The organism is Streptomyces tsukubensis, from assembly GCF_003932715.1.
In the GTDB taxonomy this organism is placed as follows: Bacteria; Actinomycetota; Actinomycetes; order Streptomycetales; family Streptomycetaceae; genus Streptomyces; species Streptomyces tsukubensis.
Genome location: NZ_CP020700.1, coordinates 2,781,713 through 2,795,347, shown reverse-complemented (window position 1 = coordinate 2,795,347; position 13,635 = coordinate 2,781,713). Strand labels below are relative to the sequence as shown.

The following is a 13,635-nucleotide window of genomic DNA, read 5'->3' as shown; positions in this document are numbered from 1 at the left end:
CGTGACAATCCACGCATCCCCGGCCGTCGACTGCATACTCACGCCCCGTTCGCGTAGTGTCACGCACACCCTTTGACCCCGGCCGACATGGTGTGCCCCGTGATCCGATTCGCCCAGGTTTCGAAGACCTACCCCAAGCAGAGCAGGCCAGCGCTGCACGATGTCTCCCTGGAGATCGCCAAGGGCGAGTTCGTCTTCCTGGTGGGATCCTCCGGCTCCGGAAAGTCGACCTTCCTCCGTCTGATCCTCCGCGAGGAGCGGGCCAGTCACGGCTCCGTCCATGTGCTCGGCAAGGACCTGGGGAAGATCTCCAACTGGAAGGTGCCGCAGGTCCGGCGGAAGCTGGGCACCGTCTTCCAGGACTTCCGGCTGCTGCCCAACAAGACCGTCGCGCAGAACGTCGCCTTCGCCCAGGAGGTCATCGGCAAACCGCGCGGCGAGATCCGCAAGGCCGTACCCCAGGTGCTCGACCTGGTCGGTCTCGGCGGCAAGGAGGGCCGGATGCCCGGTGAGCTGTCCGGCGGTGAACAGCAGCGGGTCGCCATCGCCCGGGCGTTCGTCAACCGGCCCATGCTGCTGATCGCCGACGAGCCGACCGGAAACCTCGACCCCCAGACCTCCGTGGGCATCATGAAGCTGCTGGACCGGATCAACCGGACCGGTACGACCGTGGTGATGGCCACCCACGACCAGAACATCGTCGACCAGATGCGGAAGCGCGTCATCGAACTGGAGCAGGGCCGGCTCGTCCGCGACCAGGCCCGCGGTGTCTACGGCTACCAGCACTGAGCCCACCGATCCGTACCGCCCCGCGCCAGAAAGGCTGACCGCACGCGATGCGCGCCCAGTTCGTCCTGTCGGAGATCGCCGTCGGTCTCCGCCGCAATCTCACGATGACCTTCGCCGTTGTCATCTCCGTGGCCCTGTCGCTCGCCCTCTTCGGCGGGGCGCTGCTGCTGCGCGAGCAGGTCGGCACGATGAAGGACTTCTGGTACGACAAGGTCAACGTCTCCATCTTCCTCTGCAACAAGAACGACGCCCGGAACTCGCCGCAGTGCGCCAAGGGTGCGGTCACCGGTGACCAGAAGGACCAGATCAAAGCCGATCTGGACAAGATGAACGTCGTTGACAAGATCCACTACGAGAGCGCGGAGCAGGCCTACAAGCGCTATCAGGACAGCTACGGCGACACCCCCATCGCCGACACGATCACCCCGGACCAGATGCCGGAGTCCTTCCGGGTCAAACTGCACGATCCGGAGAAGTACCAGGTGGTCGCATCCGCCTTCGCGGGCCGGCCGGGTGTCCAGTCGGTCGAGGACCAGCGGAGCATCCTGCAGAACCTGTTCGACCTGATGAACGGCATGAACGTGACCGCGATCGCGGTGATGATCCTGATGCTGATCATCGCGCTGATGCTGATCGTCAACACCGTACGGGTCTCGGCGTTCAGCCGCAGGCGTGAGACCGGGATCATGCGGCTGGTCGGCGCCTCCAGTTTCTACATCCAGCTGCCGTTCATCCTGGAGGCGGCGATCGCCGGTCTGCTGGGCGGACTGCTGGCCGCGGGCATGCTGGTCGCGGGCCGCTACTTCCTGATCGACCACGGCCTCGCCCTCGCCGACAAGATGCCGCTGATCAACTTCATCGGCTGGGACGCCCTGGTGACCAAGCTGCCCCTGGTCCTGGCGATCGGTCTGCTGATGCCCGCCCTTGCGGCTTTCATCGCACTGCGCAAGTACCTCAAGGTGTGACATCTACCCCCGGCGCGGTACCGGCAACGGCCCTACCGTGCCGGGGGCTTGTCCTAGACTCGGCGCCATGCCGGGCCCTGAGTTCTCCCCTCGGCCCCGCCGCATCCGCCGCGGGGCGGCCCTGACATTGGTGTTCGCCGGTGTGCTGGCGGCCGGAGCGGTCACCGACGCCCTGCCGCACGACCGGTCATCCGGCGACGGGGAGACCCGCCCCGGGGCCGTCCGCCCGTCCGGGCCGGGCGTCGACCGCGACGATCTCGTCCGGGTCGCTTCCGAGGCCGTCGCCGAGGGCGGTTCGGCCGCCCAGGCCGCCGAGGAGGTCGTCAGCCGCAGCGGTGACCGCTGGGGCGCGGTCTACGATCCGCGCGAGTACGAGAAGTTCCAGCAGACCCTCGACGGCGAGTACACCGGCGTCGGGCTCTGGGCGCGCCCCACGGCCGGCGGCCGGGTGGAGGTTGCCCGGGTGCAGCCCGGCGGGCCCGCCGCGAAGGCGGGCATCCGCTCCGGCGACCGGCTGCGGACGGTCGGCGGCCGGTCCGTCGAAGGACGCCCGGTGACCGAGATCGTCGGACTGCTGCGGGGCGAGGAACGCACCTCCGTCTCGCTGGGCCTCCAGCGCGGCTCCCGGACCTGGACCCGTGAGCTGATCCGTACCACCCTGCCCAGCGAGTCCGTCACGGTCGAACAGCTCGACGGCGGCGCGGTGAAGATCCGCGTCTCGTCGTTCACCCGCGGCTCGGGCGAGCGTGTGAAGGAGGCCGTCGAGGACGCCCCGGACGGCGCCGGGGTCCTGCTGGACCTGCGGGGCAACAGCGGCGGGCTGGTCACCGAGGCCGTCACCGCCGCCTCCGCCTTTCTCGACGGCGGGCTGGTGGCCACGTACGACGTCGAGGGCGAGCAGCTCGCCCTGTACGCCGAGCCCGGCGGCGACACCGGACGGCCGGTGGTCGCCCTGGTCGACGGCGGGACGATGAGCGCGGCCGAAATGGTCACCGGCGCGCTGAAGGACCGCGGCCGTGCGGTCACGGTCGGCAGCCGCACCTTCGGCAAGGGGTCGGTGCAGATGCCGAGCACCCTCCCGGACGGTTCCGTGGCCGAGCTGACCGTCGGCCACTACCGCACTCCCGAGGGTCACGACCTCGACGGCCGCGGTATCACCCCCGATCTGACGCCCGCCGAGGGGGAGGACCCCGAGCGGCGGGCCGAGACGGTATTGAGTGGCCTCGGCCCCGGGTCGTAGTGCGAAAATGACCGCACTATGGCTAAGGAAAAAGGGCGCAAGCTGATCGCGCAGAACAAGAAGGCGCGGCACGACTACCTCATCATCGACACCTACGAGTGCGGTCTCGTCCTGACCGGGACCGAGGTGAAGTCGCTGCGCCAGGGGCGGGCGTCCCTGGCGGACGGCTTCGTCCAGATCGACGGCCGCGAGGCATGGCTGCACAACGTGCACGTACCGGAGTACTCGCAGGGGACGTGGACCAACCACAGCGCCCGGCGCAAGCGGAAGCTGCTGATGCACCGGGAGGAGATCGACAAACTGGAGTCGAAGTCGCAGGAGTCCGGGCACACGATCGTGCCGCTGGCCCTGTACTTCAAGGACGGCCGGGCGAAGGTCGAGATCGCGCTGGCGAAGGGCAAGAAGGAGTACGACAAGCGGCAGACGCTCCGCGAACGGCAGGACCGGCGCGAGGCGGACAAGGTGATGTCGGCGGTCCGGCGGCAGCAGCGGTCCTGACGCCGGGACCGGGCCGGACCGGACCGGTCGGACGGGGTCGTCCGCCGCGGCGTGCGGGAATGCGCTGGCACGGGGTCGTGTCGGTCCCGTACGATGGGAACGTCCCTCGGTGAGGGGCGCACCGGGCTGCCGCAAGGCTGCTTCCGGTGATGCTTGAAAAATCAACATGGGGATGATCGGTTTCGACAGCGGCTGTCGAAGCAGGAGAAGCGAGCCGAGGAAGCGGCAATGATCTCGTAAACCATATGTCGCAAAAAATAATCGCCAATAACAAGCGCGATAACTCCGAAGCCTTCGCCCTCGCTGCCTAATAAGCAGTAGAGACAAGACTTCACTCATGGAGCGTCAGCCCGGGGCTGTTCCCGACCCGGATCCTGGCGTCATCTAGGGAACTCAACCTCTAGGCCCGGTCACGGGGTCCTGAGGAACAACCAACAGTGACTGGGCCCGTCGGAGACTTGTCCGCGTGATCTCCGGGGCCGAGAAAAGCGCAGCGGACTGCGCTCGGAGAAGTCCTGATTCTGCACCGTTGGACGCGGGTTCGATTCCCGCCATCTCCACTCATCCCATGTGAGGCACGGGCCCGGCTGTGACAACAGCCGGGCCTTTGTCGTATCCCGGAAATCGGGACGGAGTGCCGGGGGATCCTCCCGGGGCCCTCAGGGTGTGGGTCGGCGCGCCCGCAGCACCGCCGCGACCAGGCCCAGCAGGGCCGCGGCGACGGGGACGGTGTAGCCCGTGCCCGGCGCGGCCCGCTCCGCCAGCCATCCAGAGACCGCCGACCCCGCCGCTATCCCGGTCAGGATCGCCGTCACCGCGAGCGTCATCCCTTCGTTGACGCTGCCCGGCGGGACGATCCGCTGGACCGACGCCATGCCCGTGATCATCGTGGGGGCGGTCGCCGCGCCTGCCGCCAGCAGCGCGAGCGCCAGTACGGCCGTGCTGCCGCCCGAGGCGGCGGCGAGCAGCGGCAGCGCCATCAGGGCCGTCATGGCCGCCAGACAGACCGCGAGCCGCCGGGGGTCCCCGGGCGCGGCGACCGGGCGCAGCCCGTACACCAGCCCCGCCGCGCAGGACCCCCCGGCCTGGAGCCCGATGAGCAGCCCGGCCTCCGGCCCGTCCACGTACGCCAGCGTCGTCACCTCCAGCGCGCCGAACACCACCCCCGTGGCCAGGAAGACCGCCAGCAGCGCCGGCATCCCGGCGGCCCGCAGCGGCGCCCGGGTCCCCGGCGGGCGGACGGCCACCGGCGGTTCCGTCGACCGCTGCCCGGTGAACAGCAGCATCCCGCCCGCCATCAGCACCGCGCCCGCCACCGTCCCCGCCTCCGGGAACAGCGCCGAACAGAGCAGGGCCGCCAGCGCCGGGCCGGTCATGAAGCACAGCTCGTCGGCGGCCTGCTCGAAGGAGTTCGCGGTGTGCAGTGAGGCCGGATCGTCCCGGTGGAGATACGCCCAGCGGGCCCGGGCCATGGCACCCGTGTTCGGGCTGGTGGCGGTCGCCGCACAGGACGCGAACAGGGTCCAGTCGGGGGCGTCGTAGCGTACGCAGAGCACCAGGGCCAGGGAGCCGAGCAGGGCGAGCGCGGTGGCGGGCCGGGCGACCCTCGCCTGTCCGTGCCGGTCCACCAGCCGGGCCGTCCAGGGCGCGACCAGCGCGGTGACCGTGAGCCCGGTCGCGGTCACCGCTCCCGCGAGGGCGTACGAGCCCCGGGAACCGGCGATCATCACCACCGCGCTCACCCCGAACATGGCGAACGGCAGCCTGGCGATCAGGCTTCCGGCGGTGAACGCGGCGGTCCCGGGCACGGCGAACAGGCGGGCGTAGGCGCGCGGAGTCTCGTGGGCAAGGTCGCGCGGAGTCCCGTCGTCGGGACGGGCGCGCGGGGTCCCGGCGAGCTGGTCGTGCGGGGTTCCGGTGAGCTGGTCGTGCGGAGTCCCGTCCGGACGGGCGTGCGGGGTTCCGTCGGGGCATGCGTGCGGAGTCCCGTCAGGGAGGGCGGAAGGCATGCGCACCAGCATCCGTACGCCTCCCGGCCGCGGTCCAACACCTGTTCGGAGTCGATTCACACAACCCCGGTGTAAATTCCGTCCGATGGCCGACCAGGACATCGACCCCCGACTGCTCCGCGCCTTCGACGCCGTCGCGCGCGAACTCCACTTCACCCGCGCCGCCGCCCGGCTCTACACCGCACAGCAGGCGCTCAGCCGCGATATCCGCAGACTCGAACAGGCCCTGGGAACAGAACTGTTCGACCGCACCACCCGGCGGGTCGCGCTCACCGCGGAGGGCGAGCGGCTGCTGCCGTACGCCCGTGCCGTGCTCGCCGCCCACGACGGACTGCGGGCCGCGGCCGCCGACGGCGTACGACGGCCGCTGCTGGTCGACGTCAGCGCCTCGCCGAGCACCGGCCGGCAGATCCTGGACGCGACCCGCGCCGCCGAACCCGGACTCGACCTGATGGCCCGCTACCACACCGGGCTCAACGGCGCCGCCGCCGCTGTCCTCGCCGGGCGGCTGGACGTGACCTTCGGCCGGGTCGCCGGGCTGCCCGCGGACCTGCTCGCCGGACTGGAGCACCGGCCGGTGCGGTACGAGCCGATGGCGGTCCTCCTCCCGGCCGGGCACCGGCTCGCCGCCCTGCCCGCGGTGCCCGTACGGGAGCTGCGCGGCGAGCCGCTGTACGCGGGCGCGGGCAACCCGGCCACCGCCGCGTGGACCGCGCTCGCCGCGGCGCTGTTCGCGGAGTTCTCCCTCACGATGGCCGAGCCGTACCCGGAGATCACCGGTGAGGAGGAGTTCGTCCGGGTGGTACGGCAGCGGGGCTGGTCCGTCCTGGCCAGTACCGTCTTCGCCGATATCCCGGGCATGGTGCTCCGGCCGCTCGTCGACCCCGTACCGCTCTCCCCGGTCTCCCTCGTCCACCGCCGCGGTCTGCGCCACCCCGCCGCGGACGCCCTGCTCCGCACCGCCCGCACCCTCGCCGCCGAGCACGGCTGGCTGGAGCTGCCCACGGCGGGGGAGTGGTGGCTGCCGCGCGAGGACGCGGAGGCCATGAGGGGTGCCCGGACGGGGGCCGGCGGTACGGCTCCGAGGCCCGGCGTACCCCGCCCGTGAGGGCCCGTCCGGGCGCCCCGGCGGGCCCGACGGCGCCCGAACGGGGAAGTGCGCCGGTCGAAAAGGGAGTTCACCCCCGCCGGTGCACCTCTTCCGGTGAAACGTCGTCTACATCTGGTGACGGCGGCCGCATCCGCGCCGCCGCTCTATGGCCGGTTCGAACGGCTTGAACAGGGAGTACGACCAGATGGTCTCAGCCAAGGTGAGCAGGGGAACCGCGTTCGGTGCCGCGCTGCTGTCGCTGCTCGCGGTCTCCGCGCAGTCCGCGGTGGCCGCACCCGCCGCGCCCGCCGCCCCCGCGAAACCCGCCGCGCCGTCCGCGCCCGCGGCCCCCGCCCTCTCCGCCCCCGACCCGGACGCCCTGCGTACGGCCCTGAGGGCGGCGCTGGCGAACGGGGCGCCGGGCGCGATGGCCCGGATCGACGACTCGGGGAGCGTGCTCCGGCAGACCGAGGGAATCGCGGACCGGGCCACCGGACGGGTGATGGACACCGACGACCGCTTCCGGATCGGCAGCGTCAGCAAGACGTTCTCCGCGGTCGTCCTCCTCCAGCTCGTCGACGAGGGCGCACTGGCCCTGGACACCCCGGTGAACACCTATCTCCCCGGGCTGCTCGACCCGCGGATCACCGTCCGCCATCTGCTCAGCCACCGCACGGGCCTGTACGACTACACCAACGACATGTTCGCCGCGACCGTGCCCGGCTTCGAATCGGTCCGGAACCGCGTCTTCACCTACCGGGAGCTGCTCGACCTGTCGCTGGCCAAGCCGCCGACCGTGACCCCGGGGACCACGTACTCCTACTCCAACACCAACTTCGTCGTCGCGGGCATGCTCATCGAGAAGCTGACCGGGAAGGATGTCGGTGACGCGTACCGGAAGCGGATCATCAAGCCGCTCGACCTCGACGACACCTTCTACGTCCACCCCGAGACCGCGATCCCCGGCCGGCACGTCAAGGGCTATCTCCGGCCCGACGAGGCCGGCGCTCCGCTGGTGGACTCCACCCGGCAGACCGTCTCCTGGGCACAGAGCGCGGGCGCGGTCGTCTCCAGCGCAGAGGACCTCAACACCTTCCTGTCGGCGCTGATGCGCGGCAAGCTCGTCTCCGGTACCGCGCTGGCCGAGATGCGGACCTGGACGCCGGTCAACTCCACCCAGGGGTACGGGCTGGGGCTGCGGCGCCGGGATCTGTCGTGCGGGGTGTCGGTGTACGGGCACACCGGCACGGTCCAGGGGTACTACACCTTCGCCTTCACCTCGGCGGACGGGAAGCGGTCGATCACGTCCTTCGCCAACACCTCCAACAACGGGACCGTGCTGAACACGCTGCCGAGGACGCTGGAGGCGGCGTTCTGCGGTGTCCCGCCCGTCAAGGCCGCGAACACCGCGAAGACCGCGAAGACCGTGCGCAGCACGACCGCCGACGGGTCCGCCGTCGAGCGGTACGAGGACATCGCCCCGGGCATCGCCCGGCAGTAGCCCGGAACCGGAGCACAGCGCGGGGCGGGCACCGGTTTCGGCCGGGCCCGCCCCGCGGTACGCCCCCCTGTGCCGCGGGGCCCGGCCCGGGACCGTACGGAACCGGCCTGAAGCAGGGGTTCCGGGCGCCTCGCGGCGGGGGCACTCTGGAAGGGAGACCCGGCGGCGACCCCAAGGCGGTGAGAGGGGCATGGCGGCACGTGCGGCAGACCCGGCGGAGCGGGTGACCAGGTCCGGTACGGCGGATGCCGCGGACGGACCGGCCCGCCTCCCCTGGCGGTTCGACACCGGACGGCTCTGTCTGGACCTGGTCGCCACCGGGGACCCCGCCCCCGGCGCGGGCCACCGGGACGAGCCCCTGGCCGGAGAGGGCAGACTCCGGCGCTGGCTGGTCGGTGCCGCACTGGTGCCGCCCGGGACCCCGCTGCCCGCCGACTGCCCCTCCTGGGTGCAGCGGTTCACCGAACTCCGCGGCCATCTCGCCCAGGTGGTGCGTGCCGAGATCGAAGGCCGTCCGGCCCCGGCCGCCGCCGCGCTGGAGCGGGTGAACGCCCTGGCTGTCGCGGCGCCGCCGCCGGTCCGGGCCGTACGGGATGCCGGCGGGTCCCTGGTCCGGGCGCTCGCCCGGGCCCCCGAATGCGCCGAACTCCTCGCCGTCGTCGCCCGGGACGCGGTCGAACTGCTCACCGACCCGGCGGCCCGGGCCCTGCTGCGGCAGTGCGAGGGCGAGAGCTGCCGCCGGGTGTACGTGGACACCTCCCGGGGCAGCCGCCGCCGCTGGTGCTCCAGCGAAGTGTGCGGGAACCGGGAGCGGGTGGCCCGCCACCGGCGCCGGGTGGCGGCCCTCGCCCGTACCTGACAGGCTCCCCGATCCGCCCGGCAAACGGCGGCGCCACCGGGCAAAGGGTGACACGGCATCGGATCTCCCCCGTGTCCGGAACGTCTTCGCGCCGTGGTGAACCGTTTCACACGTCCATCCGTAAAGCCTGGTGAACGGCGTCTCCGCGGGCGCCGCGCACCGGAGGAATGGAGGGCAAAACAGGGCGATCCCCCAGGTCGTGTCCGGACACGACCCGGGCCACGGGGAACTTTTTCCGGTCGGGTTGAGCGCCTCGGCGTTCCCTTCCGTAAAGGACGGGGACAAGCAGTCAGCCGACGCCAAGTCAAGGTCTCGACCGGGAGGTTGCAGGTGCGCAAGGATGCCGCCGTGGCCGATGACCGTCCGCAGAGGGCTCGCCATCGCAGCACGAAGCCACGCCATGCCTCCTCACTGCCTGACGAGGAGTTGGTGCGGGCGCTCTACCGCGAACACGCGGGACCTCTGCTCGCCTATGTGCTGCGTCTCGTCGCGGGCGACCGCCAGCGGGCCGAGGACGTGGTGCAGGAGACGCTCATCCGTGCCTGGAAGAACGCCGGTCAGCTCAACCGGGCGACCGGCTCTGTCCGACCCTGGCTGGTGACGGTCGCGCGGCGCATCGTCATCGACGGCCACCGCAGCCGGCAGGCCCGGCCGCAGGAGGTGGACCCGTCGCCGCTGGAGGTCATGCCCGCGGAGGACGAGATCGACAAGGCGTTGTGGCTGATGACGCTCTCGGATGCGCTGGACGATTTGACGCCCGCGCACCGGGAAGTACTTCTTGAAACGTACTTCAAGGGCCGTACGGTCAACGAAGCGGCCGAGACGCTCGGCATACCCAGTGGAACGGTCCGCTCACGGGTCTTCTACGCACTGCGTTCCATGAAGCTCGCACTGGAAGAGAGGGGGGTCACAGCATGACCATGCGGGGGCAGGACTCGATTCACGACGCCGTCGGGGCGTATGTGCTCGGAGTCCTGGACGACGCGGACGTCTCCGCGTTCGAGGCGCATCTGGCGGGATGCGATATCTGTGCGGTCCATGTGGAGGAGTTCTCCGGACTGGAACCGATGCTGGCCGCCCTGGCCGACGCCCCCGTCCCGCCCGCCGCCGCCTCCCCCCTGCTCCGCAGAGTCGGGGCCCCGGCGGGAGCGAGCCCGCCGCCCCGCCCCCTGCCCGTGCTGCCGGGACCGCCGGGCCCCCGGGTCCTCGGCGGGGTGCTGGACGAGGTCGCGGGGCAGCGTGCCGCCCGGCGCAGGCGGGGCCGGTATCTGGTCGCGGCCGCCGCGGCGCTGGTCGTCGCCGTCCCCGTGACGACGTATGCGTTCATCCGGGACGGCGACGCGCCGAAGGGGAGCGTGGAGGCCCATCCCACTTCCCCGGCCGAGGACGCCTTCTTCCACCACATGCCCGAGAAGGTCCGCGCCACCGACCCCACGACCAGGGTGTCCGCGACCGTCGGCCTGGAGAAGAAGGGCTGGGGGACGCACGCGGTGCTGGAACTGAAAGGGGTCAAGGGGCCCCTGAAGTGCAATCTCGTCGCCGTCTCCAAGACCGGCGAGGAGGAGATCATCACCTCCTGGTCCGTCCCCCGATGGGGTTACGGCATTCCGGACGGCCCCTCGGACGCCTCCAAGGCCCCGCTGTACGTGCACGGCGGGGCCGCGATGGCCCGTGAGGACATCGACCGCTTCGAGGTGCGTACCTTCGACAACCAGAAACTGGTCGAGATAGACGCCTGACCGGCGCCTGACAGAAGGCTCCCCTTCGCGTACGGTTGACGGCTGCCCAGTGCACGTCAGAAGGGGGCCTCGGTGGCCAGGCACAATGCCGCTGCGGACACGGCCGGTGACCCGGCCGCCGATACCGGCGAGGGAATCACCGGTACGGACCAGGGAACGGCCGGTGACTCCGTCCGCGACCGGGAGATCGCCGTCGAACAGGAACACCTCGACCGGGTGTACGTACGCCTGGAGGAGAAGATCCACGAGGCGGAGTTCCTGATGCACGACGCCGCCCGGCTCGGCCAGGTCGGCACTCCCGGCGCGCTCGCCGAGCGCGATGCCCAGGTCTTCCGGGCCGGGGTCCATCTCAACCGTCTGCACGCCGAGTACGAGGACTTCCTCTTCGGCCGCATCGACCTGCTGTACGGCAAGGACGGCAAACGCGGACCCGACGGCGCCTACACCTCGGTGGAGCCCGCGGACGACGCCGTACGCCCCGACAACACCGCCGATATCGGCGAAACGCTGCACATCGGCCGGATGGGCGTCCTCGACGAGGAGTACGCGCCGCTGGTCATCGACTGGCGGGCGCCGGCCGCCGCGCCCTTCTACCGGGCGACCCCCGTCGACCCGGGCCGGGTGGTGCGCCGCCGGGTGATCCGCTCCAAGGGCCGCCGGGTCCTCGGCGTCGAGGACGATCTGATGCGCCCGGAGCTGACCGCGAGCCTCGACGGCCGGGAGCTGGCCGCGGTCGGTGACGGCGCGCTGATGGCCGCTCTGGGGCGGGCCCGCGGCCACACGATGCGGGACATCGTCTCGTCCATCCAGGCGGAGCAGGACCTGGTGGTCCGGGCGCCCGCCGCGTCGATCACCTATGTGGAGGGCGGTCCTGGCACCGGGAAGACGGCGGTCGCCCTGCACCGGGCCGCCTATCTGCTCTACCAGGACCGGCGGCGGTACGCGGGCGGCATCCTGATCGTCTCCCCGACACCGCTGCTCGTCGCCTACACGGAGGGCGTGCTGCCGTCCCTCGGAGAGGAGGGGCAGGTCGCGATCCGCGCCGTGGGCAGTCTGGTCGACGGCGCCGAGGCGACGGTCTACGACGATCCGGCGGTGGCCCGGGTCAAGGGCTCGTCCCGGATGGCCGCCGTGCTCCGCAAGGCCGCCCGGGGCGCCCTGGAACTGCCGTCCGCCGCCGGACGGGGGAAGGCGCAGGGACAGGGGCAGCTCTCCTTCGGTGACGACGACGGTGACGGTGACGGTGAGAACGAGACCCCGGCCGCGGTACGGACCGATCTGCTGCGGGTCGTCGCCTTCGGCCGGCGTCTTGAGCTGGACGCGGCGGAGCTGAAGCGGATCCGCGGAACCGTCCTCAGCGGTACGGCCCCGGTCAATCTGCTGCGGCCCAGGGCCCGCAGACTGCTCCTGGACGCGCTGTACGCCCGTTCGGGTTCGGTTGGACGGCACTCCGACCCCGAGCTGGCGGCCGAGCTGCGCTCCTCCTTCGACGAGGACGTGAGCGGCGAGGACTCCTTCGCCGCCTTCCTCGACGCGTGGTGGCCGGAGCTGACGCCGCGCGTGGTGCTCGCCGCGATGGCCGACGAGCGGCGGCTCGGACGCTGGGCGCGCCGGGTGCTGAACCCGGGCGAGGTGCGCCGGGTCGCCCGCTCCCTGAAGCGCGTGGGCGCGGACGGCAGCGGCCCGCTGTCGGTGCACGACGTCGCGCTCCTCGACGAGCTGCACACCCTGCTCGGCACTCCGGCCCGGCCGCGGAAGAAGCGGGAGTACGACCCGCTGGACCAGCTCACGGGCCTGGAGGAGCTGATGCCGCGGCGCGAGGAGACCCAGCGGGAGCGGGCCGAGCGGCTGGCGGCGGAACGTACCGAATACGCCCATGTCATCGTCGACGAGGCGCAGGACGTGACGCCCATGCAGTGGCGCATGATCGGCCGCCGGGGACGGCACGCCACCTGGACCGTCGTGGGCGATCCCGCGCAGTCGTCGTGGCCGGAGCCGGACGATGCGGCGGCGGCCAGGGACGAGGCGCTCGGCACCCGCCCGCGGCGGCGGTTCGAGCTGACCGTGAACTACCGCAACCCGGCGGAGATCGCCCAGCTGGCGGCGAAGGCGCTGGCCAGGGCCATGCCGGGGGCGCAGTCCCCGTCGGCGGTGCGGTCCACGGGAGTGGAGCCGCGGTTCGCCCATGCGGACGGTTCGCCGGGCGCCGGGGAGTTGGGTGCGGTGGTACGGGCGGAGGCCGGGCGGCTGCTGGCCCGGGTCGACGGGACCGTCGGCGTGGTCGTCGCCATGGACCGCCGCGAGGAGGCGGCCGGCTGGCTGGCCGGGCTGGGGGACCGGGTGGTCGCGCTGGGGTCCCTGGAGGCGAAGGGCCTGGAGTACGACGCGTCGATCGTGGTGGCGCCCGCGGAGATCGCGGGCGGCAGCGAGGTGGGGCTGCGGGTGCTGTACGTGGCGCTGACCCGGGCGACCCGGGAGCTGACGGTGGTGACGACGGACGCCGACGCCCCGGACGCTGCGGGCGTTCCGGAGCTGCTGCGCGACTGATGCCCGCCGTCCCGGGCGAACCCCGCGCGGGAGACGGGCATCGGATGCGGGGGTTGCCCCGGTCGGCGGATCGGTCGGGGCGACCCGGCTGCGAACCGCGATCCGTTTGTTAGCCTTGGGGTTGGCACCGGCTCGATCCAAGCCCCCGGGCCCAACCTTCGTCGCTTCGAGCGACCACTTGCCGCGAGGCGAGCATGGCGGGTCGGTGCTGCTAGTTCACCGGATCAGGTCCGCGTCCCTCCGGGGCGCGGGCCTGATCGCGTTTCCGGGCCCGCCGCGAGCCCGCCCGGGCTCCGGAGCGGGTCAGGAAAGCGGGCGGGGACCCCCGTACCCCCTCGGGAATCCCGTATGGCGGAAGTGTGTTTCCAGAAACAATACGACCACTATTACCTGCTACT

The 13,635-nt window shown here is 71.7% G+C and carries 11 protein-coding genes and 1 other RNA gene; 11 read left to right on the top strand and 1 reads right to left on the bottom strand.

Features of this window, described 5'->3' with window-relative positions:
• The first annotated feature begins 99 nt into the window (after nucleotides 1–99).
• From ftsE to ssrA, 5 genes are all read left to right on the top strand, one after another.
• Entirely contained in the window at nucleotides 100–789 is a 690-nt protein-coding gene (ftsE, locus tag B7R87_RS10710) for a cell division ATP-binding protein FtsE (RefSeq protein WP_006349025.1), read from the top strand.
• A gap of 47 nt (nucleotides 790–836) precedes the next feature.
• The gene (gene ftsX, locus B7R87_RS10705) at nucleotides 837–1,754 is read left to right on the top strand and encodes a permease-like cell division protein FtsX (RefSeq protein ID WP_006349026.1); all 918 of its coding nucleotides are present in this window, start codon (nucleotides 837–839) and stop codon (nucleotides 1,752–1,754) included.
• A 67-nt stretch (nucleotides 1,755–1,821) separates the two neighbouring features.
• Nucleotides 1,822–2,994, top strand: a complete 1,173-nt coding sequence (locus B7R87_RS10700) for a S41 family peptidase (protein WP_040916155.1) — start codon at nucleotides 1,822–1,824, stop codon at nucleotides 2,992–2,994.
• An 18-nt stretch (nucleotides 2,995–3,012) separates the two neighbouring features.
• Nucleotides 3,013–3,492, top strand: a complete 480-nt coding sequence (gene smpB, locus B7R87_RS10695; protein WP_006349028.1) for an SsrA-binding protein SmpB — start codon at nucleotides 3,013–3,015, stop codon at nucleotides 3,490–3,492.
• A 168-nt stretch (nucleotides 3,493–3,660) separates the two neighbouring features.
• Nucleotides 3,661–4,055: a transfer-messenger RNA gene (gene ssrA, locus B7R87_RS10690) on the top strand.
• Between the two features lie 96 nt (nucleotides 4,056–4,151).
• On the opposite strand, the gene B7R87_RS10685 is transcribed toward ssrA, so the two are convergent.
• Nucleotides 4,152–5,501: an MFS transporter gene (locus tag B7R87_RS10685; RefSeq protein WP_233168807.1), complete on the bottom strand. Its 1,350-nt coding sequence runs from the start codon at nucleotides 5,499–5,501 to the stop codon at nucleotides 4,152–4,154.
• A gap of 85 nt (nucleotides 5,502–5,586) precedes the next feature.
• Between B7R87_RS10685 and B7R87_RS10680 the strand changes: the two genes are divergently transcribed.
• The 6 genes from B7R87_RS10680 (at nucleotide 5,587) to B7R87_RS10655 (ending at nucleotide 13,237) form a co-directional block, all read left to right on the top strand.
• On the top strand, nucleotides 5,587–6,609 hold the full coding sequence (locus B7R87_RS10680) for a LysR family transcriptional regulator (protein ID WP_130584645.1): 1,023 nt from the start codon (nucleotides 5,587–5,589) through the stop codon (nucleotides 6,607–6,609).
• 187 nt (nucleotides 6,610–6,796) lie between these two features.
• On the top strand, nucleotides 6,797–8,092 hold the full coding sequence (locus B7R87_RS10675; RefSeq protein ID WP_130584644.1) for a serine hydrolase domain-containing protein: 1,296 nt from the start codon (nucleotides 6,797–6,799) through the stop codon (nucleotides 8,090–8,092).
• 190 nt (nucleotides 8,093–8,282) lie between these two features.
• Nucleotides 8,283–8,951, top strand: coding sequence for a CGNR zinc finger domain-containing protein (locus B7R87_RS10670; RefSeq protein ID WP_006349033.1), 669 nt, complete (start codon nucleotides 8,283–8,285; stop codon nucleotides 8,949–8,951).
• A 324-nt stretch (nucleotides 8,952–9,275) separates the two neighbouring features.
• Complete coding sequence (locus tag B7R87_RS10665; protein ID WP_078902341.1) at nucleotides 9,276–9,869, top strand: sigma-70 family RNA polymerase sigma factor; 594 nt, start codon at nucleotides 9,276–9,278, stop codon at nucleotides 9,867–9,869.
• Nucleotides 9,866–10,690, top strand: coding sequence for an anti-sigma factor family protein (locus B7R87_RS10660; RefSeq protein ID WP_130584643.1), 825 nt, complete (start codon nucleotides 9,866–9,868; stop codon nucleotides 10,688–10,690). Before B7R87_RS10665 ends, B7R87_RS10660 begins: the two co-directional genes overlap by 4 nt.
• 135 nt (nucleotides 10,691–10,825) lie before the next feature.
• Nucleotides 10,826–13,237, top strand: coding sequence for a HelD family protein (locus B7R87_RS10655; protein ID WP_040916166.1), 2,412 nt, complete (start codon nucleotides 10,826–10,828; stop codon nucleotides 13,235–13,237).
• Nucleotides 13,238–13,635 lie beyond the last annotated feature (398 nt).

Excerpts from the sequence above, each read along its gene's own strand:
- ftsX (WP_006349026.1), top strand. The coding sequence starts at position 837 with ATGCGCGCCCAGTTCGTCCTGTCGGAGATCGCCGTCGGTCTCCGCCGC.
- B7R87_RS10700 (WP_040916155.1), top strand. The coding sequence starts at position 1,822 with ATGCCGGGCCCTGAGTTCTCCCCTCGGCCCCGCCGCATCCGCCGCGGG.
- smpB (WP_006349028.1), top strand. The coding sequence starts at position 3,013 with ATGGCTAAGGAAAAAGGGCGCAAGCTGATCGCGCAGAACAAGAAGGCG.
- B7R87_RS10685 (WP_233168807.1), bottom strand. The coding sequence starts at position 5,501 with ATGCCTTCCGCCCTCCCTGACGGGACTCCGCACGCATGCCCCGACGGA.
- B7R87_RS10680 (WP_130584645.1), top strand. The coding sequence starts at position 5,587 with ATGGCCGACCAGGACATCGACCCCCGACTGCTCCGCGCCTTCGACGCC.
- B7R87_RS10675 (WP_130584644.1), top strand. The coding sequence starts at position 6,797 with ATGGTCTCAGCCAAGGTGAGCAGGGGAACCGCGTTCGGTGCCGCGCTG.
- B7R87_RS10670 (WP_006349033.1), top strand. The coding sequence starts at position 8,283 with ATGGCGGCACGTGCGGCAGACCCGGCGGAGCGGGTGACCAGGTCCGGT.
- B7R87_RS10660 (WP_130584643.1), top strand. The coding sequence starts at position 9,866 with ATGACCATGCGGGGGCAGGACTCGATTCACGACGCCGTCGGGGCGTAT.